This is a genomic window from Raineyella fluvialis, assembly GCF_009646095.1.
GTDB classification, from domain to species: domain Bacteria; phylum Actinomycetota; class Actinomycetes; order Propionibacteriales; family Propionibacteriaceae; genus Raineyella; species Raineyella fluvialis.
Genome location: NZ_CP045725.1, coordinates 2959290 through 2984551 on the forward strand (window position 1 = coordinate 2959290; position 25262 = coordinate 2984551).

The 25262-nt window shown below is 70.0% G+C and carries 25 protein-coding genes and 1 pseudogene; 20 read left to right on the forward strand and 6 right to left on the reverse strand.

Translation table 11 applies throughout. The features are described 5' to 3' along the window. Positions 1-15 precede the first annotated feature (15 nt). The 3 genes from Rai3103_RS13510 to Rai3103_RS13520 all read right to left on the reverse strand — a co-directional run bounded on the left by Rai3103_RS13510 (position 16) and on the right by Rai3103_RS13520 (position 1599). Entirely contained in the window at positions 16-525 is a 510-nt protein-coding gene (locus Rai3103_RS13510; protein ID WP_194793142.1) for a DUF2202 domain-containing protein, read from the reverse strand. Positions 526-545: 20 nt separating this feature from the next. Continuing rightward, positions 546-725: a hypothetical protein gene (locus Rai3103_RS13515; protein WP_153573028.1), complete on the reverse strand. Its 180-nt coding sequence runs from the start codon at positions 723-725 to the stop codon at positions 546-548. Positions 726-825: 100 nt separating this feature from the next. After that, positions 826-1599, reverse strand: coding sequence for a DUF554 domain-containing protein (locus tag Rai3103_RS13520; protein WP_153573029.1), 774 nt, complete (start codon positions 1597-1599; stop codon positions 826-828). A gap of 18 nt (positions 1600-1617) precedes the next feature. Here Rai3103_RS13520 and hisD point away from each other — a divergent pair, with 18 nt between their 5' ends. The 17 genes and pseudogenes from hisD to Rai3103_RS13605 all read left to right on the forward strand — a co-directional run bounded on the left by hisD (position 1618) and on the right by Rai3103_RS13605 (position 19651). Continuing rightward, entirely contained in the window at positions 1618-2943 is a 1326-nt protein-coding gene (gene hisD, locus Rai3103_RS13525; protein ID WP_422396010.1) for a histidinol dehydrogenase, read from the forward strand. An 11-nt stretch (positions 2944-2954) separates the two neighbouring features. Further along, a pseudogene (locus tag Rai3103_RS13530) lies at positions 2955-4096 on the forward strand (histidinol-phosphate transaminase). A gap of 2 nt (positions 4097-4098) precedes the next feature. Further along, complete coding sequence (gene hisB, locus Rai3103_RS13535) at positions 4099-4716, forward strand: imidazoleglycerol-phosphate dehydratase HisB (protein ID WP_153573030.1); 618 nt, start codon at positions 4099-4101, stop codon at positions 4714-4716. Then, positions 4716-5345: an imidazole glycerol phosphate synthase subunit HisH gene (gene hisH, locus Rai3103_RS13540; protein WP_153573031.1), complete on the forward strand. Its 630-nt coding sequence runs from the start codon at positions 4716-4718 to the stop codon at positions 5343-5345. The genes hisB and hisH overlap by 1 nt, the downstream gene beginning before the upstream one ends. 15 nt (positions 5346-5360) lie before the next feature. Continuing rightward, a complete protein-coding gene (priA, locus tag Rai3103_RS13545) occupies positions 5361-6128 on the forward strand; it encodes a bifunctional 1-(5-phosphoribosyl)-5-((5-phosphoribosylamino)methylideneamino)imidazole-4-carboxamide isomerase/phosphoribosylanthranilate isomerase PriA (RefSeq protein WP_153573032.1) in 768 nt (255 codons plus the stop codon). A 10-nt stretch (positions 6129-6138) separates the two neighbouring features. Beyond that, on the forward strand, positions 6139-8478 hold the full coding sequence (locus tag Rai3103_RS13550) for an HAD-IB family hydrolase (protein ID WP_338420025.1): 2340 nt from the start codon (positions 6139-6141) through the stop codon (positions 8476-8478). 16 nt (positions 8479-8494) lie between these two features. Then, entirely contained in the window at positions 8495-10036 is a 1542-nt protein-coding gene (locus Rai3103_RS13555; RefSeq protein WP_153573034.1) for a lactate racemase domain-containing protein, read from the forward strand. Positions 10037-10049: 13 nt separating this feature from the next. Further along, positions 10050-10235 (forward strand): hypothetical protein, encoded by a 186-nt coding sequence (locus Rai3103_RS13560; protein WP_153573035.1) that lies wholly within the window; start codon positions 10050-10052, stop codon positions 10233-10235. A gap of 33 nt (positions 10236-10268) precedes the next feature. Then, complete coding sequence (locus Rai3103_RS13565; RefSeq protein WP_153573036.1) at positions 10269-11036, forward strand: YebC/PmpR family DNA-binding transcriptional regulator; 768 nt, start codon at positions 10269-10271, stop codon at positions 11034-11036. A 10-nt stretch (positions 11037-11046) separates the two neighbouring features. Beyond that, a complete protein-coding gene (ruvC, locus tag Rai3103_RS13570) occupies positions 11047-11628 on the forward strand; it encodes a crossover junction endodeoxyribonuclease RuvC (RefSeq protein WP_153573037.1) in 582 nt (193 codons plus the stop codon). Next, a complete protein-coding gene (gene ruvA / locus Rai3103_RS13575; protein ID WP_153573038.1) occupies positions 11625-12236 on the forward strand; it encodes a Holliday junction branch migration protein RuvA in 612 nt (203 codons plus the stop codon). Before ruvC ends, ruvA begins: the two co-directional genes overlap by 4 nt. 25 nt (positions 12237-12261) lie before the next feature. Continuing rightward, positions 12262-13293 carry a Holliday junction branch migration DNA helicase RuvB gene (gene ruvB / locus Rai3103_RS13580; RefSeq protein WP_228488921.1) on the forward strand — a complete coding sequence of 344 codons (1032 nt, stop codon included), beginning with the start codon at positions 12262-12264 and terminating at the stop codon, positions 13291-13293. Positions 13294-13332: 39 nt separating this feature from the next. Then, entirely contained in the window at positions 13333-13848 is a 516-nt protein-coding gene (gene yajC / locus Rai3103_RS13585; protein WP_153573040.1) for a preprotein translocase subunit YajC, read from the forward strand. A gap of 64 nt (positions 13849-13912) precedes the next feature. Next, the gene (gene secD, locus Rai3103_RS13590) at positions 13913-15538 is read left to right on the forward strand and encodes a protein translocase subunit SecD (RefSeq protein ID WP_153573766.1); all 1626 of its coding nucleotides are present in this window, start codon (positions 13913-13915) and stop codon (positions 15536-15538) included. Continuing rightward, positions 15538-16704, forward strand: a complete 1167-nt coding sequence (gene secF / locus Rai3103_RS13595) for a protein translocase subunit SecF (protein WP_153573041.1) — start codon at positions 15538-15540, stop codon at positions 16702-16704. The genes secD and secF overlap by 1 nt, the downstream gene beginning before the upstream one ends. Before the next feature lie 9 nt (positions 16705-16713). Then, entirely contained in the window at positions 16714-17283 is a 570-nt protein-coding gene (locus Rai3103_RS13600; RefSeq protein WP_153573042.1) for an adenine phosphoribosyltransferase, read from the forward strand. 109 nt (positions 17284-17392) lie between these two features. Then, complete coding sequence (locus tag Rai3103_RS13605; RefSeq protein ID WP_338420026.1) at positions 17393-19651, forward strand: RelA/SpoT family protein; 2259 nt, start codon at positions 17393-17395, stop codon at positions 19649-19651. A 27-nt stretch (positions 19652-19678) separates the two neighbouring features. Here Rai3103_RS13605 and Rai3103_RS13610 read toward each other — a convergent pair whose 3' ends face one another. Continuing rightward, the gene (locus Rai3103_RS13610) at positions 19679-20923 is read right to left on the reverse strand and encodes a DUF349 domain-containing protein (protein ID WP_153573043.1); all 1245 of its coding nucleotides are present in this window, start codon (positions 20921-20923) and stop codon (positions 19679-19681) included. Positions 20924-20941: 18 nt separating this feature from the next. Between Rai3103_RS13610 and Rai3103_RS13615 the strand changes: the two genes are divergently transcribed. Continuing rightward, positions 20942-21649, forward strand: coding sequence for an MBL fold metallo-hydrolase (locus Rai3103_RS13615; RefSeq protein ID WP_338420027.1), 708 nt, complete (start codon positions 20942-20944; stop codon positions 21647-21649). Between the two features lie 33 nt (positions 21650-21682). Then, complete coding sequence (gene hisS / locus Rai3103_RS13620; protein ID WP_153573045.1) at positions 21683-23023, forward strand: histidine--tRNA ligase; 1341 nt, start codon at positions 21683-21685, stop codon at positions 23021-23023. A gap of 10 nt (positions 23024-23033) precedes the next feature. Here hisS and Rai3103_RS13625 read toward each other — a convergent pair whose 3' ends face one another. Both Rai3103_RS13625 and Rai3103_RS18600 read right to left on the reverse strand, forming a co-directional pair. Then, a complete protein-coding gene (locus Rai3103_RS13625) occupies positions 23034-24221 on the reverse strand; it encodes a sensor histidine kinase (protein WP_153573046.1) in 1188 nt (395 codons plus the stop codon). A 55-nt stretch (positions 24222-24276) separates the two neighbouring features. Continuing rightward, the gene (locus tag Rai3103_RS18600) at positions 24277-24399 is read right to left on the reverse strand and encodes a hypothetical protein (RefSeq protein ID WP_277872976.1); all 123 of its coding nucleotides are present in this window, start codon (positions 24397-24399) and stop codon (positions 24277-24279) included. Between the two features lie 179 nt (positions 24400-24578). Between Rai3103_RS18600 and Rai3103_RS13630 the strand changes: the two genes are divergently transcribed. After that, positions 24579-25238 carry a response regulator gene (locus Rai3103_RS13630; RefSeq protein WP_228488923.1) on the forward strand — a complete coding sequence of 220 codons (660 nt, stop codon included), beginning with the start codon at positions 24579-24581 and terminating at the stop codon, positions 25236-25238. Positions 25239-25262: the final 24 nt, after the last annotated feature.

Below are 25262 nucleotides of genomic sequence, written 5' to 3' on the forward strand. Positions count from 1 at the left end.
GGCGGGTGGTCCACGTCAGTTGGTGAGGCAGCTCCCGTTCCGCAGGCCCTGGCCGTTCATGGCACCCTGACCGTTCCGCATGCCCTGACCGTTCATGGCTCCCTGACCGTTGCGTGCACCCTGACCGTTGGGTCCGAGAGCCGGGGTGGCGCCCGGCCCGGCGGCGAAGGCGGCCTGGTGCCGCTGGGAGGCGGTCAGCAGGTGGCCGTACACCTGGTCGAGGTCGGCGTTGTCGGAGGTGTCGATGGCGGTCCGCAGGTCCGCGACGTCAGCCTTCTCCAGGTCCACGCCCACCTGGTAGGCGGCGCTCTCGGAGGTCTGCGCCTGCGCGAGCCAGTCGTTGTAGAGCTTCTGGACGTCCTTGTCGTCGTACGTTCCCGCGGTCGTCGACGGGTGGGTGAGTTGGTAGCGGTCCAGCAGGGCAAGCACCCGTTCCTCGTGACGCTGCTCGCTGCTCGCGATCCGGGTGAACGTGGTGGCGTCGGGGTACTTGGCCGCGATCGCGGTGTACAGGTCCTTCGCCATCCGTTCCTCGTCCGCCATCCTCAGCAGGTCGGCCTTCTCCTTGTCCGACAGTGGCGCGGTCGGCAGGGCGGTGGCGCCCGCCCGAGGCGCGCTCGTGGGGGAGCGGCCATGGCCGGGCCGGTGGTGGCCAGTGCGAGCCCGCCGCCCGCGACGGTGAGCGTGGCGATCGCGAGACCGGTGACGATGTGTGTGCTTCTCATCGGAGTCCTCCTGGTGTGGTTCCTGACTCCATGTCACCGCGCTCCTGTGGAGCAGGTCGTGGCCCGATCGTGAAGATTCCGTGAAGGCGGAGGCGCCCCCTCAGCGCAGGGCGCCGACGAGTTCGACCAGCAGCGGGGCGACGACCAGCGCGGGCAGCAGATTGGCGACCGGGACCTTCCGGGCGTTGAGGATGCGCAGGCCCAGGCCGACGAGGATCAGGCCGCCGACGGCGGACAGGGCCATCAGGTGGGCTTCGGGCAGCACGTCGCCGACGACCCAGCCGGCCAGTGTCAGGGCGCCCTGGACCAGCAGCACCACACCCGCCGAGGCCATCACCCCGACACCCAGCGTCGCGGCGAAGGCGATCGAGCTGAAGCCGTCGAGGACGGCCTTGACCAGGAGCTGGTCGGGGCCGCGTCCGAGGCCCTCCATCAGCGACCCCAGCACCGTCAGCGGACCGACGCAGAACAGGAGCGACGCGGTCACGAAGCCGTTGACGAAGCGCCCCTCGGCGGAGGCCAAATCGGCGTCGGAGCCGACCGTCGGGCCTTCCCTGCGGACGAACCGCGCCCGCACCCAGTGGCCGAAGACGTCCAGGCGGTGCTCGATGTCGAGCAGCGACCCGATCACCCCACCGATCAACAGGGCCCCCAGAACGATCAGCACCGGCGCCGAGGAGCCGACGGCCGTGCGGAGAGCGGGGGAGAGGATGTCGGCGGTCGACAGGGCCCCCAGCAGCAGGGTGATCAGGCCCAGCGCATCGACCACGGTCCGCTGCGTCCGTTCCGGGAATCGCGTGCCGATCCACAGGCCCAGGGAGGAGCCCACCAGCACGGTGACCACATTGGCGAGGGTGCCGAAACCGATGAACACGGACCGTAGACTAGCCGGGTGCTGAACATTGTCGATCTTCGTGACCAGGTGGACGCCGAGGTGGACTACTCCACCATGGTGCCCCGCGCCCCCTTCGACGTGACCGCAGCCCTCGACATCGTCGCGCCCGTCTGCCAGGACGTCGCGACCCACGGTGTCGCGGCTCTGCGCCGGCTGTCGGAGAAGTTCGACCACGTGGTTCCGGAGCATCTGCGGGTGCCGGCAGAGGCTCTTCAGCACGCCCTCGACGAGCTCGACCCGCTGGTCCGCCAGGCGTACGAGATCGCCATCGAACGTCGCCGCGTCGTCGCCCAGCAGGAACTCGGCCCCCAGCAGGTCGACGTCGAGGTGGCGACCGGCGCGGTCATCAGCCAGAAGATGATCCCGGTCAACCGGGTCGGCCTCTACGTCCCCGGCGGGCGCGCACCGCTGGCCTCCTCGGTGATCCACAACGTCGTCCCGGCCCAGGTCGCGGGCGTACGGCAGATCGCCGTCACCTCGCCGCCGCAGGCCGACTTCGGCGGTCTGCCGCACCCGAACATCCTCGCCGTCTGCGCCCTGCTCGGCGTCGAGGAGGTCTACGCGGTCGGCGGCTCCCAGGCCGTGGCGATGTTCGCGTACGGCGTGCCCGACCTCTGTCGCCCGGTCGACATGATCTGCGGGCCGGGCAACATCTACGTCGCGGCCGCCAAGCGCTACGTCCAGGGCAAGGTCGGCATCGACTCCGAGGCCGGACCGACCGAGATCGCCATCGTCGCCGACGACAGCGCGATCCCCAGCCACGTCGCCGCCGACATGGTCTCCCAGGCCGAGCATGACCCGATGGCCGGCGCGGTCCTGATCACCGACTCCGAGGAGCTCGCCGCCCGCGTCGACGCCGTCATCGCGACCCAGGCCGTCGAGGCCCGGCACAGTGAGCGGATCCACGAGGCGCTGAAGGGTGAGCAGTCCGGCATCGTCCTGGTGCGGGACATGGAGCAGGGGCTCGCGGTCGCCGACGCGTACGCCGCCGAACACCTGGAGATCCACACCCGCGATGCGGAGGCGCTCGCCCAGCGGGTCACGAACGCCGGCGCGATCTTCATCGGCACCTGGTCGCCGGTGTCGCTCGGCGACTACCTTGCAGGGTCGACCCACGTGCTGCCGACGGGCGGCGGGGCCAAGCACTCCTCCGGGCTGAACGTGAAGTCGTTCCTCCGCGCGGTGCACCTGATCCGCTACCAACGGGGCGCCACGGACGCCGTGGCGAAGGACGTCATCACCTTCGCCGAGTCCGAGGACCTGCCCTCACACGGCAACGCCCTGCGTGTCCGCGTCGAGGACCCCGAGGGGAGCCGGTCGTGACCGACGTCCCGCTGAGGGCCGCGGCTGACGTCGGCCTGGCCGACCTGCCCCTGCGTCCCGAACTTGTCGGCGAGGAACCGTACGGTGCCCCCCAGTTGGACGTGCCGGTCTGCCTCAACGTCAACGAGAACCCGTACGGGCCGAGCCCCGAGGTGCTGGCCGACATCTCCCGCGCCGTCACCACGGCGGCCGCCTCGATGAACCGCTACCCCGACCGTGAGGCGACGGCGCTGCGGGTGGCCCTGGCCGGTTACCTCAACCGGGGCGGCTACGCGCTGACGGCGAACCACATCTGGGCGGCGAACGGGTCGAACGAGGTGATGGTCCACCTGATGCAGGCCTTCGCGGGCCCCGATCGGGTGGTGATGTCGTTCCCCCCGACGTACTCGATGTACCCGGAGTACGCCCGCGACACCCACAGCCGTTATGTGACGGTCCCGCGGCGCGAGGACTTCACCATCGACGTGGACGAGGCGCTGAAGCGGATCGGCCTGGACCGGCCGGACCTGATCATCGTCTGCTCACCGAACAATCCGACCGGCACCAGCACCGATCTCGAGGTGCTGCGCACGCTCTGCCGGGCGACCGACGCCATCGTGGTGGCGGACGAGGCCTACCAAGAGTTCGCGCGGGAGGGCACCCGCTCGGCGCTCGACCTGCTGCCCGACCACCCCAACCTGGTGGTCAGCCGCACCATGTCGAAGGCCTTCGCGTTCGCGGGGGACGGCTCGGCTACCTCGCGGCTGCCCCGGCGATCGTGGACGCCTGCCGTATCGTCCGGCTGCCGTACCACCTGTCGACCATCACCCAGGCCGTGGCCAGGGTGGCCCTCGAGCACGCGGACGAGATGCTGTCCCGGGTCGACGACCTGCGCTCGGAGCGGGACAAGCTGGTCACCTGGCTGGGCGAGCAGGGGCTGCGGACCGCCGAGACGAATGCGAACTTCGTCCTCTTCGGCCGCTTCGAGGACCGCCACGCCGTCTTCGAGGGCCTGCTCGATCGCGGCGTGCTGATCCGCGAGGTCGGTCCGGAGGGTTGGTTGCGGGTCAGCGCCGGCACGCCCGCTGAGATGGACGCGTTCCGGACCGCCCTGCTGGAGGTCCTGCCGAGCACCCGCGTGCTGACCGACCCGACCGCGAACACCGAGGAGTGACGATGGGCGAGCGTTCCGCCGAGATCAACCGGGAAACCTCCGAGTCCTCCGTCTTGGTGCGGATCGACCTCGACGGCCGGGGCCGGACGGAGATCAGCACCGGTGTCCCGTTCTACGACCACATGCTCACCTCCCTGGGCAAGCACGGCCTGTTCGACCTGACGATCCGGACCACCGGCGACGTCGACGTCGACGCCCACCACAGCGTCGAGGACACCGCGATCGTGCTGGGGCAGGCCTTCCTGCGCGCCCTCGGCGACAAGAAGGGGATCCGGCGCTTCGCCGATGCGTACGTGCCGCTGGACGAGGCGCTGGCCCATGCGGTCGTCGACGTCTCCGGGCGTCCCTACAGCGTCGTGTCCGGTGAGCCGGACGGCCAGGCGTACGCCCTCATCGGGGGAGGCGGCGGCGCGGTGCCCTACGCCGGCTCGATGACCCGGCACGTGCTGGAGACCTTCGCAGCCAATGCGCAGATGTGCCTCCACCTGCGTCTGCTGGCCGGTCGCGATCCGCATCACATCGTCGAGGCGCAGTTCAAGGCCCTTGCCCGGGCCCTGCGCGACGCCGTCGCGCTCGACCCGCGGGTCGAGGGCGTGCCGTCCACGAAGGGAGCCCTGTGATGGCCCCGATCGTCGCACTGCTCGACTACGGGTCCGGCAATCTCCGCTCCGCCGAGCGGGCCCTCGAGGCCGCCGGCGCGGACGTACGGCTCACTGCTGATCCGGTCCTCGGTCGCGACGCGGACGGGCTGGTGGTGCCCGGAGTGGGCGCCTTCGCGGCCTGTGTCGAGGGCCTTCGCGCGGTCGACGGGGAGTCGGTGATCCGCGACCGGGTCGCCGCCGGCGGCCCGGTGCTGGGCATCTGCGTCGGGCACCAGATCCTCTTCGGTGCCGGGGACGAGCACGGCAAGCACAGCACCGGTGTCGGCGTGCTGCCGGGGGTCGTCGACCGGTTGCGGGCCCGGCGGCTGCCCCACATGGGGTGGAACACCGTCGAGGCAGCTGCGGGCAGCACCCTCTTCGCGGGCGTCGAGGACGCCTGGTTCTACTTCGTCCACAGCTACGGGGTGCACGCCGGCGCCGCCTTGCAGGACCTGCCCGGGGGGCGCCTCACCTACGCCACCCACGAACAGGACAGGTTCGTCGCGGCGGTCGAGGCGGGCCCGGTGTCGTCCACCCAGTTCCACCCGGAGAAGTCCGGCGAGGCCGGCGCCCGGCTGCTCCGCAACTGGATCGCGACCCTCGGTTGAGCGGGGACGTCAGCGATGTCCGGTAGGGTTCCGTCCGTGAAACCCTTGGAACTCCTCCCTGCAGTCGATGTCCGCCATGGCCAGGCCGTCCAGCTGGTCCAGGGGATCGCCGGCACCGACAAGCGGTTCGGCGACCCGGTGGCCGCGGCCAAGCGTTGGCAGGACGCGGGCTCGGAGTGGCTGCACCTGGTCGACCTCGACGCCGCCTTCGGCGAGGGGGACAACGCCGACATCCTGGCGGAGGTCGTCCGATCGGTCGACATGAAGGTTGAGATGTCCGGCGGCATCCGCGACGACGCCTCGCTGGAACGGGCGCTCGCCACGGGCTGTACCCGGGTCAACATCGGCACCGCCGCCCTCGAGAAGCCCGAGTGGTGCGCCGAGGTGATCCGTACCTACGGTGACAAGGTGGCCATCGGGCTCGACGTCAAGGGCGACCGACTCGCGGCGCGCGGCTGGACCCGTGAGGGCGGCAACGTCTTCGAGGTGCTCCAGCGGCTCGACGACGAGGGCTGCCAGCGCTACGTGGTGACCGACGTCCGGTCCGACGGCATGCTGTCGGGGCCGAATCTGCAACTGCTCGGCGCGATCTGCGCCCGGACCGAGGCCCCCGTGGTCGCCTCCGGCGGGGTTTCCAGCCTGGAAGACCTGCGCCAGCTGGCCGGTCTGGTGTCGATCGGCGTCGAGGGCGCCATCGTGGGCACCGCGCTCTACCTGGGCAACTTCACCGTCGAGGATGCCCTTGATCTCACCCGCAGCATCGCAACCGCCCTCGAGCAGTAGGACACACGCCTTGACGATTTCCACCGACATCCCCGAGGTCGTCGGGCCGCCGCCGCTGGGCGGACGCCTGCGTGATCTGCTGGCCGGCAAGAAGATCGTGATGACCGGCGCCACCGGCTTCATCGGCGAGCAGTTGCTCTGGAAGATCCTCACCGAGCTGCCCGAGACCACTCCCGCCGTCCTGGTGCGCCGCAAGGGTTCGGCCTCGGCACGTGACCGGGTGATCACCCTGGTCGGCAAGCCGATCTTCCGTGACCTGGTGAAGGCCGCGGGCAGCAAGGCCGAGCTGGTCGACTCGCGCATCGAGGTGATCGAGGGTGACCTGCCCAACGTTCCGCCCCTGCCGCGCGACCTCGATGTGGTGCTGCACTGTGCCGGCGACGTGTCCTTCGACCCGCCGATCGACAAGGCCTTCGCGACCAACACGGTCGGCACCCGGGCCCTGATGGACGCGATGCTGGCGGCGGTCACCGACGACGCCGGGACACTGGTCAAGGTGCCGCACTACGTGCACGTCTCGACCGCGTACACGGCCGGACGACGCCGCGGCATGATCCCCGAGGCGCAGCACGTCCACGACATCGACTACGACACGGAGACCCGCTGGGGACTCAAGCTCAAGGAGACGATCGAGCTCGAGTCCCGGACCCCGGAACGGCTCACCCGACTGCGGCGTCAGGCCGAGCGGGTGCACCGCAAGGCCGGCTATCTGACCACCGCGCGGGACACCGAGCAGCGGCGTCGCGACTGGGTCCACGACAAACTGGTCGAGGCCGGCACGGAGCGCGCCCGCTCACTCGGCTGGACCGACTGCTACACCCTCACCAAGGCCCTCGGTGAGCGGGTGGTCGCGGACGTCGGGCGCGACATCAGGGTGTCGGTCGTCCGCCCGGCCATCGTCGAGTCCTCGCTGAAGTACCCCTATCCCGGGTGGATCGAGGGCTTCAAGATGGCCGATCCGATCATCCTGGCGTACGGCAAGGGCAACATGCCCGAGCTCCCCGCCTCGCCGGACTCGGTGATCGACATCGTGCCCTGCGACATGGTCGTCAACGCCACTCTCGCGGTCTGCGCCACCGAGCCGCAGATCGGCAAGCCGGTCTTCTATCACGTCAACTCGGGCGCACGGAACCCGCTGACCTTCGCCGACCTGTACGACCACGTCCGGCGCTACTTCCTCGACCATCCGCTGAGTCCCGGGGGACGGGGGGCGGCGCACCTGCCGACCTGGAGCTTCCCGGGCGCCCAGCGGGTCGACCAGCTGCTCAACACCTCGACGAAGGCGTACCAGTTCGCCGACATGGCGCTCAAGGTCGCCCCGCGCGTCGAGATCTTCCGCCGGCTGGCCCGCGACCTCGACAAGGGCGGCGAGCAGATCGCCTTCCTGCGCCGCTACCTCACCATCTACGGCGAGTACCTGCGTTCCGAGGTCACCTACCTGGACGACAACACGCTCGCGCTGCACAACGAGCTCGACCCGGCCGACCTCGAGGCCTTCGCCTTCGACTCCTCGGTGTACGACTGGAAGGACTACATCGAGGACATCCACTGCCCGGCGGTCACCAAGCCGGTGCGCCGGATGGAGGAGCTCAAGCGGCGCCGTAGTGCGCGCCCGGCGACCTACCGCGAACTCACCGCGGCCAAGGAGCCGGGCACCGTCCTGGCCGCCTTCGACCTCGACGGCACCGTCCTCAACTCCGACGTGATCCGCAGCTACCTGTGGGCCAAGCTCCCCGAACTCGGCCGGTGGGGCCGGGCCAAGGAGGTGGCTTCCCTGGTGCGGGACCTGCCGGGCTACCTGTGGACCGAGAACCGGGACCGGGGCGCCTTCCTGCGCTCGCTCTACCGCCGCTACCGCGGCGCCGACCTGGCCGCTCTGGAGGACTTCGTCGACCAGGAGCTCACCGAGGTGATCATGGACCGGCTCGCCCCCGAGGCGATCCGCCGGATCCGCGACCACCGCGAGGCGGGCCACGTGACGATCCTGCTCACCGGCACCATCCGGCCCTTCACCCGCCCGCTCGCCCCGCTCTTCGACGAGATCGTCGCCGCGGACCTGGCGACGGACGAGCAGGGCCGCTGCACCGGCTACCTCACCGGCCCGCCACTGGTCGGCGAGTCACGTCCGGCATGGCTGCGCTACTACGCGGCCACCCGAGGCATCGACCTGAAGGCCAGCTATGCGTACGCCGACTCCCACGCCGACGAGTCGATGCTGCGGGCAGTGGGCAATCCGGTGGCCGTCAACCCCGACGTCCCGCTGATGCGGGTGGCGCAGGCCGACCACTGGTCGATCGTGGAATGGAGCTCCCACAGCGCCGGGAGCCGCAACCGGCCGCGCGGCCGCTAGACGAGGAGAGCCGAACATGACACGACCGGGATTCATCCTCGAAGTCGAGAAGCGCACCCCCGCCCTGCTGATCGGTGACGGGGGAGCGGGCCACCTGGCCACGCTGCCGCTCGGCACCCAGGTGGTCTATCCGAACGAGTACGACGCCACCATTCTGGACGTCAACCAGGCGATCGGCGCCGCCCTGCGCACTCCGCGCGGCTCCGCCCCGCTCGCCGAGTTGCTCGGCCCCGGCCGGACGCTGACCGTGGTGGTCAGTGGGCTGGACGTCGCGCCGATGGCCCAGGACATCCGCGGCAGGCTGGTCGAGCAGATCCTCGACGTCGCGGCCTCCCGCCAGGTCAACGACGTCCGCGTCCTGATCGCGGTCGGCATCGGGCGCCGGCTCACGGACCGAGAGCTCGTCGCCGTGCTCGGACAGCGTGTCGTCGACGCCCTGCAGCCGGACGGGCTCGTGCTCCAGCATGACCTCGCCGATCCCGCGGGGAGCGCCGACCTCGGCCTGACCGAAGCCGGTGAGCCCGTCCTGGTGAACCGCCGGCTCGCCGAGTCGGACGTCGTGGTGACGGTGAACGTGGCTCGCGCCTTCGAGGACGCCGGAGCCGGATTCCTCGCCGAGGGTGTCGTCGCGGGGCCCACGCTGGACGTCTGTCTGGGCTTCGGTGCGGTGGACGGCGCGCTCGAGCGGGTCGCCGCCGTCCTCGCGGAGAAGCTGCCGCTGTTCGCCATCGACGTGGTCACCGACCAGGCCGACGTCGCGCCCTCGTTCGACTACCTCGGTCGGCGCGAGTGGGAGTGGAGCGTACGTCAGCGCCTGGCCCTCCGCCTGGCCCGCCAGGGCCGGGGCGTCGCCCGCGACCGGCTGTACCGCTCCATGTGGGAGGCCGGTCATCCCCGAGCGACGGCGGCCATCACCGCCGGGGCCGCCACGGACGTGGCCGAGGCGACCCGACGGGTGCTCGCCGACCAGCAGGTGGTGCAGCTTCCCGCCCCGGTCGATGTGCTGATCACCTCAGCCCCGGGGCGCACCCGTTACAACGCCGGGACACCGGCCGACCCGATCACGGCGGCCTGGTCGGCCCTGCGCGGGCTCGATCGGCCCGGCAGCCCGCTGCGTCAGGGCGGTGCGGTGATCATCAGCCATCCGCTACGTCAGGACTTCAGCAGCACCGAGCACCAGGCCTCGGGTGACTTCTTCGCCCAGGTGCTGACCCGGACCACCGACCCCGCGGTGATCAACGCGGAGCACGAACGCCGCTTCGCGGAGGACGACTGGTACGGCCACGTCCACCGCGATCGGCATGCGTACGCGGGTATTCTTCCCGTGTACCAGTGGTACGCGATCTCCCGGGCCCGGGCCCACTGCGGCGACATCGTCTGGGTCGGCGCGGATCGGGAGAGCGCGGCCCGGATGGGGATGCGCGCGGCGACCACCCTCGCCGATGCGCTGGAGATCGTGTCGAACCGGGTCGGTCCGGACCCGCGGGTCGGGTACCTGCACCCCGGGGCGACCATGGTCACTGATGTCGTCGACGAACGTGTGGAAGGACGGGGGTGACGCAGTCATGAGCATGAGCACCGACATCGCCGGAGGACGAGTACCCGACCCCGGTGGGGAGCGCCCTCCCGCTCCCGGATGGACCGGCCGGTTCACCGGGACGACCGCTCCCGCCGTCGAGAGCGGTGCGGCGCCATGGCGCCGCCGCTGGGCGCAGTCCGTGCCAGCGACCCCCGAACACCCGCGCATCTGGGGCTGACGCCCCGGGGCGCACATCAGACAGGAGTCACCCATGAGTGGGCATTCCAAGTGGGCCACCACGAAGCACAAGAAGGCCGTCATCGATGCCAAGCGCGGCAAGCTCTTCGCCAAGCTGATCAAGAACATCGAGGTCGCCGCCCGTGTCGGTGGCGGTGACCCCGGCGGCAACCCGACCCTCTACGACGCCATCCAGAAGGCGAAGAAGTCCTCGGTGCCGAACGACAACATCGACCGCGCCGTCAAGCGCGGCTCCGGTGAGGGCAGCGAGGCCGTCAACTACGAGACGATCATGTACGAGGCGTACGGCCCCGCGGGCATCGCCCTGCTGATCGAGTGCCTCACCGACAACCGCAACCGCGCGGCCTCCGACGTCCGGGTGGCCATCACCCGCAACGGCGGCACGGTCGCCGACCCGGGGTCGACCTCGCGGATGTTCCAGCGCAAGGGCGTCGTGTCGGTCGCCAAGAAGCAGGACGGCAAGGAGTTGAGCGAGGACGACCTGCTCGAGGCGACCCTGGAGGCCGACCCGGAGGACGTCCAGGACGCCGGGGAGTCGTTCCGTGTGATCAGCGACCCCAACGCTGTCGTCGACGTACGCAAGGCGATCCAGGCCGCGGGGCTGGACTACGACTCCGCCGAGGTGGAGTTCGTGCCGGACTTCACCCAGCAGGTCAACCTCGAGACCTTCGAGAAGGTCGAGAAGCTGGTCGATGCCATCGACGACCTGGACGACGTGCAGAACGTCTACGGCAACTACGAGCCCGACGCCGAGGCACTCGCGTCCCTCTCCGAGGACTGAGACCGGCGGCGTGCGCGTCCTCGGCATCGACCCGGGCCTGACCCGGTGCGGCTTCGGCGTCATCGACGGCGACCGGTCGCGCCGGTGCACCCTGGTCGACGTCGGGGTCTTCCGCACGCCCGCCGACCTCGACACGCCGCGCCGTCTCGTCCTGCTGGAGCAGGAGATCGAGGCGAAGCTCCGGGAGCACCGTCCCGACGTGGTGGCCGTCGAGCAGGTCTTCGCCCAGCACAACAGCCCGACGGTGATGGGCACCGCCCAGGCTGCCGGGGTCGCCATGCTGGTCGGCGCTCGGCACGGGCTGCCGGTCCGGCTGCACACTCCCTCGGAGGTCAAGGCGGCGGTGACCGGATCGGGGCGCGCCGACAAGCAGCAGGTGGGCACCATGGTGAGCCGGATCCTCGGCCTGGCCGAGATGCCCCGGCCCGCGGACGCGGCGGACGCCGTCGCCCTGGCGGTCTGCCACCTGTGGCGGACCGGGCTGGAGGGGACCGCCGCCGCGGCCGGTGCCGCGACAGCACCCAATAGGTGGCAACAGGCCATCGACGCCCACCGCGGCGACCAGCACCCGAACTGGAAGGAGGCGCGGTGATCGCGCACCTCACCGGGACCGTCACCGCGGTCCGGCCCACCTCCGCCGTGATCGACGTCGGGGGTCTGGGACTCGAGGTGGCGTGCACCGCGCGCGCCCTCTCCCGGCTACGACCGGGCGAACCGGGCCATGTCGAGACCTCCCTCCAGGTGCGTCAGGAGGTGTTCACCCTCTTCGGCTTCGTCGACCCGACCGAGCGGGAAGCCTTCGAGATGCTCCTCGGGGTAAACTCCGTCGGCCCCAAGCTGGCCCTGGCCATCCTCTCCCTGCTGGAGCCGGCGACGCTGGTCACGGCGATCCGTACCGAGGACATCCACGGGCTCACCCGGGTCCCGGGCGTCGGGAAGAAGTCGGCCGAACGCATCCTCGTCGAGCTGAAGGACAAGATCGTCCGGCTCGGCGTGGAGCCCGAGCCGGGCACCCCGGTATCCACCGGACCCGACCGGCCCCTGTGGCGCGAACAGGTATCCAGCGGCCTGCAGGGACTCGGCTGGTCGGCCAAGGACGCGGAGGCGGCCTGTGACACCGTCGAGCCGTTGGTGGCCGAGGACGCCTCCCTCGGGGTGGCACAGTTGATGCGGGCGGCGCTCCAGTCGCTGGCCAAGTGACCGGAACGGCCGGGGAGGTGGCGTGGTGACGGAGCGCGGAGCGGTCGACCCGTACGCGTCCGCCGATGACACGGCGGTGGAGGCTGCGCTGCGGCCCGGTCACCTGGCCGATTTCGAGGGCCAGCCGCGGGTCAGCGCCCAGCTGGGGCTCGTGCTCGCCGCCGCCCGCCAGCGCGGCACCACCCCGGACCACGTCCTGCTGTCGGGCCCGCCCGGGCTGGGCAAGACCACTCTGGCGATGATCATCGCCGCGGAGATGGGTGTGCCGCTGCGGATCTCGTCCGGTCCGGCGATCCAGCACGCCGGCGACCTGGCCGCGATCCTGTCCGGCCTGGTGGAGGGCGAGGTCTTCTTCCTCGACGAGATCCACCGGATGTCGAAGCCGGCCGAGGAGATGCTCTACCTCGCGATGGAGGACTACCGGGTCGACGTCGTGGTGGGCAAGGGCCCTGGCGCGACGGCGATCCCGATCGAGATCCCACAGTTCACCCTCGTCGGCGCGACCACGCGGGCTGGACTGCTCCCCGGGCCGCTGCGCGACCGGTTCGGGATGACCGCCCAGCTCGAGTACTACGCGCCCGAGGCGCTGGAGCACATCGTCCAGCGATCCTCCCGGGTGCTCGACGTCCCCGTCGAGGTCGACGCCGGCGCCGAGATCGCCCGGCGCTCGCGCGGCACGCCGCGGATCGCCAACCGTCTGCTGCGCCGCGTCCGCGACTACGCCCAGGTGCACGGCGACGGGATCGTCGACCGTCGCATCGCCCGGGCAGCGCTCGACCTGTACGAGGTCGACGAGCTCGGCCTCGATCGTCTCGACCGGGGCGTCCTCGACGCGCTCTGCCGCCGCTTCAACGGCGGCCCGGTGGGCCTGTCCACCCTCGCCATCGCGGTGGGGGAGGAGCCGGACACGGTCGAAGAGGTCGCCGAACCCTTCCTCGTCCGCCTCGGCTTCATCATGCGTACGCCCCGCGGCCGCGTCGCCACCCGTGCCGGTTTCGCCCACCTCGGCCTGAGCGGCCCCGGTGAGGAGAACGGCGCACCGGCCCTGTGGGACTAGACTCGCCCCGTCCACCCCGACCAGGAGAACTGAGACACAATGTTCAACGGCTCTTCCACGAGCACCCTGCTGATGATCGTGCTGTTCATCGCGCTCGGCTACTTCATGCTGGTGCGCCCCGGTCGCGTCCAGGCCAAGAAGAAGGCTGAGCTGATGAAGGAGCTCGCGCCCGGTGCCCGCGTCCAGACCCAGATCGGCGTGTACGGCACCCTGATCGAGATGGGTGACGTCCAGGCCCTCCTGGAGATCGCCCCGGGCGTCGTCATCACCGTCGACAAGCGGCTCATCTCCGGAGTGACCCCGCGCAGCCGCGACGAGTTCCACACCTACCCCGACGACGACGAGACGAGCACTGTCGAGACGAGCACGGTCGAGTCGCCCGCTGAGACGACCCCCGTCGAGACCACCGCTGGGGACGTGCCGCCGGCCGGGACGCCCGAGGCTCCCTCGGCGCACAGCTCCGCCGCTGATCAGACGATCCCGCCGGCCACGGCTCCGGAGTCCGCTCCCCGCACGGACGAGGGACCCGCGGGCTCCGCGCCGCGGAACGCCTGAGCCGCCGCCGATGGCGACGAAGTCGGCTCGCTCCGCCCAGCCCGTCCACCCCTGGCGGCCGCTGCTGGTCATCCTCGTGGTGCTGGCGGCGGTCTACGGGACCATGGGCGGGTTGCAGTCGTGGTTCCCCAAGCTGGGTCTCGATCTGCGCGGAGGCACCACGATCACCCTCACCGCGGCCAACAGCACCGGCTCCGGCCAGGTCGATCGCAACAGCCTCGAGCAGGCCCGCACGATCATCCAGCAGCGCGTCGACAGCCTGGGAGTGGGCGAGTCCCAGGTGACGACCGCGGGCAACAACCAGATCACCGTCAGCGTCCCCAACGTCAGCCAGGACCGGCTGCGGGACATGGTGGGCCAGACCGCCCTTCTCAACTTCCGGGTGGTCTACTACGGCCAGACGGTGTCGGTGCCCTCCGCGTCCCCGAGTGCCGCCCCCAGCCCGCAGGCGCAGCCAAGCACGTCGGCGTCCAGTGCGCCGACCGGCAACAACCTGCCGACGGCACCTGCGGCGAGCGCCGCGGCGACGCCGACGCTCAAGCCGTCTGCCTACCCGAGCCTGGCCGGCAGCGGCACCTCGCAGGACAAGGCCCTGGCCTGGCAACCCACCGAGCAGGACTTCGCCAACTTCCAGGCCTACTCGTGTGGGCAGCCGGTCAACGACGTGGCGGACCAGCCGCTGATGACGTGTGACCGCGAGGGCACCACGAAGTACCTCCTCGGCCCCACCGTCGTCACGGGCAACCAGGTGACCAACGCCAGCGCCGGCATCCCGCAGAACCAGTTGCAGTGGGTCGTCTCGCTGGAGTTCGATCAGGCCGGGACGAAGCTCTTCGCCGACGCAACCACCCAGCTTGCCCAGGGCGTTCCCTCCAAGCAGTTCGCCATCGTCCTCGACGGCAAGGTCGTCTCCGCTCCCCAGGTCAATGAGGTCATCCCCAACGGGCGGGCCCAGATCGACGGTGGCTCGACCGGTTTCACCCAACAGGCTGCACAGAACCTGGCATCGGTGCTGAAGTACGGCGCCCTGCCGCTGTCGCTGAGCATCGATTCCGTCGACACCGTCTCGCCAGTTCTCGGCGGTGAACAGCTCCAGGGGGCGCTGATCGCCGGTGCCCTGGGCCTGGTGCTCGTGGCGGCCTTCGCCATCGCGATCTACCGCAGCCTGTCCTGGGTCGTGATGGCCACCATCGTGCTCGCCCTCGGACTCACCTACGGGCTCCTCGTACTGCTCGGTCAGTCCCTCGGTGTCGCTCTCAACCTGCCCGGTGTCGCCGGCGCCATCGTCGGCATCGGTGTGACGGCGGACTCATTCGTCATCTTCTTCGAACGCATCAAGGACGAGGTCAGGGCCGGGCGTACGCTCCGCTCGTCGGTCGAGTCGGGCTGGCGCAAGGCCCGCGGCACGATCCTGATCTCCGACGGGGTCCAGCTGCTCAGCGCGCTGGTCCTGTTCATCCTGTCCATCGGCGCTGTTCGCGGCTTCGCCTTCATCCTGGGCCTGACCACGCTGATCGACATCGTCATCACCTTCCTGTTCACCAAGCCGATGATGACCCTGCTCATGCGCACCCGGTACTACGGGGAGGGCCGGCGCGGATCCGGTCTCGAACCCGCCCAGATCGGGGTCGACTCGCTGCCGATCCGGCGTCGGCGCCGTACCGCCGCCAGCACTCCCGAGGAGGCCTGATGGCTACCCCGTTCCGCGCCCTCGTCCGGCTCTCCCACGGCGAGAACGTCTTCGACCTGCTGTCCCGGCGCCGCCGCTGGTACGTGATCAGCGCCGTCGTCCTCACCCTGTGCATCGTCGGCCTGTTCGTCCGCGGCCTGAACCTCAGCATCGAGTTCCGCGGCGGCTCCGACTTCCGCGTACCCCATGCGGTGACCGCCACCACCGTCACCGAGGCCCAGCAGGTCGTCGCGAAGTCGGGCGTGCCCGATCTCTCGGACATCACGGTGACGACGATCGGTGCCAACACCGTCCAGGTGCAGACCCGATCGCTGACCAGCCCGGAGGTCACCGAGGTCCGCGGCGCGCTCGCGCGCTGGGCCGGCGTTCCCTCCGAACAGGTCTCCTACAGCCTGATCGGCGCCTCCTGGGGCAAACAGATCACCCAGAAGGGGATCATTGCCCTCTCGGTCTTCCTCGTCCTGGTCGGGATCGCCATCGCGCTGTACTTCCGCGACTGGCGGATGGCGGTGGCCGCCATCGTCGCTGTGCTGCACGACCTGTTGGTCACCATCGGCATCTACGCCTGGGTGGGCTTCTCGGTCACCCCGGCGACGCTGACGGCACTGCTGACCATCCTCGGCTACTCGCTGTACGACACGATGGTCGTCTTCGACCGGGTCCGGGAGAACGTCCACGAGCTGCCCTCACACCGTGAGACGTACACCTCGGCTGCGAACCGCAGCCTGAATGAGGTGCTGGTCCGGTCGATCAACACCACGATCATCGGTGTGCTGCCTGTCCTGGCGCTGCTGATCGCCGGCGTGTTCGTCCTCGGCACCGGGCCGATCAAGGACCTGTCGCTGGCGATGTTCGTCGGCATGATCGCCGGGTCCTACTCCTCGATCTTCATCGCCGCCTCGTTGCTGGTGGACATGAAGGAGCGCACCGCGGAGATGCGGGACTGGCGGCGCAAGCTGGCCCGGCACGAGGAGCGGGAGCGCCAGCGCGAAGAGTCCCTGGCCGCCGCGATGGGTGCCCAGACCACGTCGACGGCGCCGGTGGTGCTGGCGGTCGACGTGAACGACACCTCCGCCGACGTGGCTCCGGCGCCGCCGCAGCCGTTGGCACCGGGGGACCGCCACCAGCCGCAACACCGCACCCGCGAGCAGCGCCGCGGACACTGAGAGGGATAGATGACGTCGACGACACAGACCACCTCCGTGCAGCGGCGGGCCCTGATCGCCTCGCTGATCCGCGACATCCCGGACTTTCCCCAGCAGGGGGTCGGTTTCAAGGACATCACCCCGTTGCTGGGTGACGCCGCGGGCTTCCGCGCCACCATCGACGAGCTCGTCGCGACGGCGCCGGCGGGCATCGATGTCGTGGTCGGGATGGAGGCCCGGGGATTCATCGTGGGGGCCCCCGTCGCGATCGCGCTCGGTGCCGGCTTCGTCCCGGTCCGCAAGCCGGGCAAGCTGCCCGCGGAGACGTACGAGGTCAGCTACGACCTGGAGTACGGCAGCGAGACGCTGACGATCCACACCGACGCGATCAAGCCGGGGTCCCGGGTGCTGGTCGTCGACGACGTGCTGGCCACCGGCGGCACGCTCGCCGCGACCGCGGGACTCATCCAGCGCCTCGGCGCCGAGCTCGTCCACGTCTCCGTGCTGATGGAACTGGCCTTCCTCCAGCCCCGGCAGTTGCTCGCGAGGGCGGGACTGGGGGAGACGGCGATCACAGCCCTGGTCACGGTCGCCTCCTGACCGGGCCATGGCTGGATTCGGGGACGGATCGGTTTCACGGGGACGGTGTTCCTTGTCGGCGGGTCTAGACTCTCAGGCCATAACAAGGTGACTCCGGGAGGAGGCCGCCGTGAGTGACGAACTGTTGCCCGTGGCCATGAACGATGTGCCGCGCCTGTCGATGCGGCAGCGACTGGCGCGCCTCGGCACCAAACCTCCACAGCCCAATGTCCTGGATCCGCTGTACCAGGCGATCCGGGCCAGCCACCCCCGGGCCAACCTCGCCGTCGTTGAGCGGGCCTACCTCACGGCGTCCCGGCACCACGCCGGCCAGAAGCGCAAGAGCGGCGACCCCTACATCACCCATCCGCTGGCCGTTGCGACGATCCTGGCCGAGCTGGGTGCCGCCGAGGAGACGATCTGCGCCGGCCTGCTGCACGACACCGTCGAGGACACCGCGTACACCCTGGACCAGGTCACCGCGGACTTCGGCCCGACGGTGGCGTTGCTGGTCGACGGCGTGACGAAGCTGGACAAGGTGACGTACGGCCCCTCGGCCAAGGCCGAGACCCTGCGCAAGATGATCGTCAACATGAGCCAGGACATCCGGGTCCTGGTGATCAAGCTGGCCGATCGCCTGCACAACATGCGTACCCTGCACTTCCTGCGCCCGGACAAGCAGAACCGGATCGCGGCGGAGACCCTCGAGGTGTACGCGCCGCTGGCCCACCGCCTCGGCATGAACACGATCAAGTGGGAGCTCGAGGACCTCGCGTTCTCCACCATGCAGCCGAAGCTGTACGACGAGATCGTGCACCTTGTCGCCCAACGGGCACCTTCCCGGGAGCGCTTCCTCAAGCAGGTCTCCGAGTTCATCGACGGTGATCTGCACCGTGCCGGGATCCGGGCGACCGTGACCGGGCGGCCCAAGCACTACTACTCGATCTACCAGAAGATGGTCGTCCGCGGCCGCTCCTTCGACGACATCTACGACCTGGTGGCGCTGCGGATCATCGTCGACTCGATCCAGGACTGCTACGGCGCCCTGGGCGTCCTGCACTCGCGCTGGAACCCGCTGCCCGGGCGGTTCAAGGACTACATCGCGATGCCGAAGTACAACATGTACCAGTCGCTGCACACCACGGTGCGCGGTCCTGAGGGCACCCCGGTGGAGTTCCAGATCCGCACCTGGGAGATGCACCGTCGCGCCGACTACGGCGTCGCCGCGCACTGGAAGTACAAGGAGGGCAAGGGCGACCGCGCCGACCCCAACGAGCTCAACTGGGTCCGTGCCCTCAACCAGTGGCAGCGCGAGACGGAGGACCCGGAGGAGTTCCTCGACGACCTGCTCTTCTCCATCAGTGTCGACGAGGTCATCGTCTACACACCCAAGGGCGACATGGTGACCCTGCCGCAGGGTGCCACCCCGGTGGACTTCGCCTACTCGGTCCACACCGAGGTCGGGCACCGCTGTATCGGAGCGCGGGTGAACGGTCGCCTCGTGCCGCTGGAGTCGAAGCTGCAGACCGGGGACAAGGTCGAGATCCTCACCTCCAAGGCCGAGGGCGCCGGGCCGTCACGCGACTGGCTGGAGTTCGTCGCCAGCCCGCGGGCCCGGGCCAAGATCCGCCAGTACTTCACCCGGGAGCGGCGCGACGAGGCGATCGAGAGCGGCAAGGACGCGCTGGCGAGGCAGATGCGCCGGATGGACATGCCGATGCAGCGGCTGCTGACCATCGAGCACCTGACAGAGGTCGCCACCTACTTCCGCGTCGCCGACGTCAACGGCCTCTACAAAGCTGTCGGCGAGGGGTCCATCTCACCCCAGTCGGTCTGCCAGCGCCTGGTCGAGATCGCCGGTGGCCCTGAGGAGGTCGCGGAGGAGACCAGCGAGGACTCCATCGTCCTGCGTCGGCCGCGCGCCGTGCCGACGTCGTCGGAGACCGGCGTGATGGTGCACGGTGACAAGGGTGTCTGGGTCAAGCTGGCCCGTTGCTGCACCCCGGTGCCGGGCGACGACATCATCGGTTTCATCACTCGCGCCTCGGGGGTCTCGGTGCACCGGCGCGACTGCAGCAACGCGCAGGACCTGCTGGAACACTCAGCGGAGCGGATCGTCGAGGTCTCCTGGGCACCGACGTCGGCCAGTTCGTTCCTGGTCACCGTGCACATCATGGCGCTGGACCGCAGCGGTCTGCTCTCCGATGTGACGCGCTCCATCGCCGAACAGCACATCTCGATCACCTCGGCGAGCGTCGCCACCCACCGGGACCGCACCGCGCGGATCACGATGTCGTTCGAGACCCCCGATCCGACGCATCTGGACCACGTGATGAACGCGATCCGCCGGGTGCCGGGGGTCTACGACGTGGGCCGGGTCAGGGCCTGACCTGCCCACCCCGTAGACCCCGAAGGCTCAGGCCCCGAAGTCGTGCGCCGCGCGCTCGGCCTGCTCGAGCCAGGTCTGGTACGTGTCGATCGAAGCCCGCAGTTCCTTGGCCTTCTTCGCGTCGCCACGGGCCTCGGCCTTCGACGCCTTGTCCGCCAGGTCGTCGATCTGGGCCTGGATCTTGCGGGCCGTGTCCGTCGCCAGCTCGCGTGCCTGGGGGTCCGTACGCTTCCACTCGGCCTCCTCGCGCTGCTTGATCGACTGGTCGATCTTGTGCAGCCGGTTGTCGAGGCCGCGCATCGAGTCGCGCGGGACCTTGCCGATCTCGGCCCAGCGGTCGAGCATCTGGCGGTAGAGCTGCTTGGCCCGGGCGAGGTCCGCGTCGGGCTTGATCTGCGGCTCGTACTCGTCAAGGAGGGCCTCCTTGGCCTCCTGGTTGCCGCGGAACTCCTCGTCCTGCTCGTTCTGGGCGGCGTTGCGCGCGTCGAAGAAGGTGTCCTGGAGGGCACGGAACTGCTTCCAGAGCTTGTCGTCAATCTCGCGCGGGGCAGGCCCGGCGGCCTTCCAGCGCTGCATCAGATCACGGAAGTCGCGTGACGTCTGGCCCCAGTCGGTCGAGTGGGCCAATGGCGTCGCCTCCGCGACGATCGCCTCCTTGAGTGCGCGAGACTCGTCGCGCTTGGCACTCTGCTCGGCGAACTGGTGCTTGCGGCGGCGGGTGTAGGTGGTCCGGGCGGTCGAGAACCGATGCCACAGCGCGTCGTCGGTCGCCTTGTCGATCCGCGGCAACGCCTTCCACTGGTCGAGCAGCGTACGGAACCGGTTGACACCGCCGCGCCAGTCGGTGCCGGCGGCGATCTTCTCGGCCTCGGCGACCATCGCCTCCTTGGCGGCGCGGGTCTCCTCGTTCTGCGCGGCGCGGGCAGCCTTGCGCTCCTCGTTTTTCGCTTCGATCAGCGGGGTGAGGGCGTCGAGGCGGGCCTCCAGGGCGGCGAGATCACCGACCGCGGCGGCGTCGTGCACGTTCGCCCGGACCATGGCGATCCGCTTGCGGGCGTCGTCCGGCGTCAGTGCGCCACCCTTCAGGCGCTTCTCCAGCAGGTCGACCTCGACCGTCAGGTTTTCGAAACGACGGACGTAGATGGCGAGCGCCTCGGCAGGCTCCGCACCGGAGACCTGGCCCACGGCACGTTCTCCCTCCGGGGTGCGGACGAATACGGTGCCGTCGGTGTCGACGCGACCAAAGGAAGCTGGCCCTGTCATTTCGCTCATGCGTACATCTTGCCGGATATGGTGGCCGTTGTGTTCATAGCCTCATTTCCCGCCGGGCCGTGGCAGACCAATTGCTACCTCGTGGCCCCGGGTGACCAGGGGCCGTGCGTGGTGATCGATCCCGGTGTCGGGGCGCTGGGCCCGGTCCACGACCTGGTCGCAGAACACGGCCTGGAGCCGCGCGGCGTCCTGCTGACCCACGGCCACATCGACCATCTGTACTCGGCGGTGGACGTCTGCGCGGCGTACGACGTGGGCTGCTGGATCCATCCGGGTGACCGGGCGCGGTTGACGGATCCCTACGAGATCGCGGGTGCGCGTGAGGTCGTCGAGCAGGAGCTCGGCCACGCCCGTGACTTCAGCGGACGTGAGCCCGCCGTCGTCCATGAGGTCGCCGACCGGGAGCCGATCACCCTGGCCGGGTTGGCCTTCGAGCCCCTGCACGCGCCCGGGCACACCCCGGGCTCGACGCTCTACCGCATCGCCCCACAGGAGCCGGAGACCCGCTCGCTGGTCTTCACCGGCGACGTGGTGTTCGCCGGCAGCATCGGGCGGGTGGACCTGCCCGGCGGCGACGCCGCGACGATGCGTGAGACGCTGCGCACCGTCGTGCTGGAGTTGGCGGACGACACGGTCCTCCTGCCGGGCCACGGCGGGCAGACCACGATGTCCCGTGAGCGGGCCTCCAACCCGTACCTGTCAGCGCAAGGACTAACCTCGTTCTGACCCTCTCGCCCGATCAGAAAGGCCTGTGCCCGCATGAGCCGCCCCAAGCCGATGTCCGGTTTCCCCGAGTTCCTCCCGGCCGAGCGGATGGTCGAGCTGCATGCGCTGCGGATCCTGACCTCGACCTTCGAGCTGCACGGCTTCGCCCCGATCGAGACGCGTGCCGTGGAGCCGATGGAACAGCTGGCCCGCAAGGGCGAGATCGACAAGGAGATCTACGTCGTCCGCCGCCTGCAGGGCCTCGAGGGCGACAACACCGACGGCGACGACCTCGGCCTGCACTTCGACCTGACGGTCCCGTTCGCGCGCTACGTGCTGGAGAACGCCGGGCACCTGGTGTTCCCGTTCCGTCGCTACCAGGTGCAGAAGGTCTGGCGCGGTGAGCGGCCGCAGGAGGGGCGCTACCGCGAGTTCGTCCAGGCCGACATCGACATCGTCGGCCAAGGCGCCCTGGCCGGCCATCACGACGTCGAGATCCCGCTGGTCGCCCTCGATGCCTTCGAGAAGTTGCACGTCGACCTCGGCATCCCGCCGGTCGTGCTGCACGTGAACAACCGCAAGCTCTCCGAGGGCTTCTACCGCGGCCTCGGCATCGAGGACACCGCCGCCGTCCTGCAGCGGGTCGACAAGTACGACAAGGTCGGCCCCGATGTCGTCACCGCGCTGCTGGTCGAGGAGGCCGGCCTGTCGGCTGCCCAGGCGCAGCGCTGCGTGGCGCTGGCGGAGATCGCCACTCCCGACGAATCGTTCGTCGACCAGGTCCGGGCCCTGGGGGTCGAGCACCCGATGCTGGACGAGGGTCTCGAGGCGCTGGCCGCCGTCGTCCGGGTGGCCGAGCGCCAGGTGCCCGGCCGGATGCTGGCCGACATGAAGATCGCGCGGGGGCTCGACTACTACACCGGCACCGTGTACGAGACCGTGCTCCAGGGGTCCGAGCGGATGGGGTCGGTCGCCTCCGGTGGCCGTTATGACGCGCTGGCCTCCGACGGGAAGGTCACCTTCCCCGGTGTCGGCTACTCGTTCGGTGTGACCAGGCTGCTGGCGCCGATCCTGGGCCGGGGCGAGCTCACGTCGAGCCGATCCGTGCCGACCTGCGTGCTGGTCGCGGTGGACAACGAGGACGCCCGAGAGCGCGCGCTGCGCACGGCCGACCTGCTGCGCAGGCGCGGTATCCCCACCGAGGTGGCACCCAAGGCGGACAAGTTCGGCAAGCAGATCCGCTACGCCGACCGGCGCGGGATCCCGTTCGTCTGGTTCGGGGCGGGGGAGCACGACGAGGTGAAGGACATCCGCTCCGGCGAGCAGGTCGGTGCCGATCCGCAGGCCTGGACGCCGCCGGCCGAGGACCTGTTTCCGAGGACCGTCCGCGGCTGACCGACACCGGTCACGTCACGTCGTCGGCCAGCGGGATCGCCGCCCGGACGAGCCACTGCTCCCCGGAGGGGCCGGCGGAGAACTCGCCACCGAGCAGGTCCACCCGCTCGGCGATGCCGCGCAGGCCCCAGCCCGTCGGTCCCAGCCGCAGATCGACGGGGACCTGGTGCGCTCCCAGGGTGTTGACCACGGTCAGCACCACCGCATCGGGCTCCAGGCGGATCGTGGCCGCGCACTCGCTCCCTTTGGGGGCGTGCTTGACGATGTTGGTGCTGGCTTCCTGGAGGATCCGGATGATCGTGCGGGTCAGCGTGGCCGGCAGGTCGTCGATCGCCTCCGGCACCACGCAGTCCGCCCGGAAGCCGAGATCGCCCAGCTGGTGATGCAACTGTTCGACGACGCGTACGACCGACGTGTCGTCGCTGAGGTGGCCGAGGTCGGACTCGTCGTCCCCGCCCTCGCGGAGCAGCCCGACGAGGAGGCGCAACTCGTAGAGCGCCGAGTGGGCGGACCGCTGGACGCTGGTCAGCACCCGATGCAACTCGACCGGGTCCTCGCTGCGGCTGCGACTGGTGATCTGCAACGAGATGATGGAGAGCTCGTGGGCGACGACGTCGTGGAGTTCGCGGGCGAGCGCAGCGCGCTCGTCCTCGCGGATCCGCAGGTTCTCCTCCCGCAGCTCGGTGAGCCGACGCCGGTCGGCCGCCCGACCGCGCTGGAATCCTTGGACACCCGTGCCCAGGGCCGCCGCCATGAAGAACATCAGCAGCACCGGCCAGAACAGTTGCGGCCAGCGGGGGCCGTGCAACGCGCTGGCCGCCACCAGCCAGGCGAGGTAAAGGCCCCAGGTGAGCCCGGTGAAGAGCCAACTCGTCGTCATCGGGGCGAGGAGCACGATCAGGGCACCGGTCAGGATCCCGGTGACGTCATCTCCGGTGATCAGCACCACGACCAGCAGGGGGAGACAGGCCAGAACGGCCCAGGTGGTCCGCCAGAGCACCAGATACAGCACGGCGTACATGAGGATCGTCCCGAAGACGATCAGTGGCCCGTCGAGTGCTGCCGTCCCGCCGGCCACCCCCCGGGTGAGGTCGTCAACCGCGCTGACGGTCACCAGCACCGCGAGCGACAGGCGCAACCAAGGGGCTAGCGGCCGGTCGCGCAGGAAGGCGGGCAGTTGGCGGGCAACGCGAATCACCGGCTCGCCCCGGCCCGTAGAAGAGGGTCGGTCAGGAGGATGGGCCCTCGTGACGTCAGGCGCAGGCGATCGGCAGCCACCAGCAGATCGCGTCGCGGAAGCCGGCCGGTTGGGCCTTGGCCCCGGTGGCAGCCAGGGAGGTGGGCGCCGACAGAACGACCAGTGCAACGCTCACCATCACAATGCGCTCTATCACTGTGTGTTTCACAACTGGTTTCATCGGTCCCCACCTTCCTGGACTGACAGCACCCCCCGGCGCCACTACCCATGGTGGTCGACATCATCGCCCTGGCACCATCGCCTTTCGGATAGTTCTTCGCCTCGTAGTCTAGGAACGTGCGACGGACGAGAATACTGGTGGTCGATGACGAAGCGGTGGTTCGTGATGCCTATCGGCATCTGTTCGGCGACGTGGAGGACTGCGAGGTGATCGCGGAGGCCCGCGACGGGCGCGAGGCCGTCGCCCGGTTCGAGGAGGTCCGCCCCGACGTCGTCCTGATGGACCTGAAGATGCCGCGGATGTCCGGTGTCGAGGCGATGGCCGAGATCGGGCGCCGGCACCCCGACGCGTGCATGATCGCGGTCACCAGCTTCGCCTCCCTCGACTACGTCGTCCCCGCGCTGCAGGCCGGCGCGGCCGGCTACCTCGTCAAGGACGCCCCTGCCGAGGCGCTCATCGACGGCATCCGCCAGGCCCTCGCCGACGAGATGCCGCTCTCGCCGCGGATCGCGCGGGCCCTGGCACGCAGCATCGCCGACTCCCCGGCCGAGAGCCCACGTGCGCAACCCCCGAAGATGGGCCGGTTCGCCGCGCCGACGCCCCGGGAGCAGGAGGTGCTCGACCACCTGGCGCAGGGGTTCAGCAACAAGGAGATCGCGGAGGCCCTGTGCATCTCCGAGGCGGCGGTGAAGGCGCACCTGCGCCACCTCGGCGACAAGCTGGGCGTACGGTCCCGGACGCAGATCCTCGTGCTGGCCTACCGATACGGTCTGGCCGTCCCGGAGACCACCCACTGACCGGCTGGTCGCCCGATCACGGGT